We start from the raw sequence: 243 nt of genomic DNA, 5'->3' as shown, positions 1-243 counted from the left end.
CACTCGTGATGGTTGTAGTTGCGCGCTATATTCCAAAGGAAAATAGGGGTAAAGCGTTTGGTCTTATTGGCTCCATAGTAGCTATGTGAGAAGGTATCGGTCCAGCTATTGGTGGAATGATAGCTCATTTTATCCATTGGTCTTATCTTCTGCTCATTCCAATGATGACAATTATCACTGTTCCGTTCCTTATTAAATTGTTGAAAAAAGAAGTAAGGATAAAAGGTCATTTTGATATTGTAG

Annotated in this window: 1 pseudogene; it reads left to right on the top strand. The window is 37.9% G+C overall.

What is annotated here, in order from left to right:
• Positions 1-243: pseudogene (locus tag AWV70_RS23010) on the top strand (MFS transporter); the annotation flags it as partial.

This window comes from Sporosarcina koreensis, assembly GCF_001531445.1.
Classification (GTDB): domain Bacteria; phylum Bacillota; class Bacilli; order Bacillales_A; family Planococcaceae; genus Sporosarcina; species Sporosarcina koreensis_C.
Note: the sequence above shows the minus strand (reverse complement) of the source record. Positions and strands in the feature narration are given on the sequence as shown.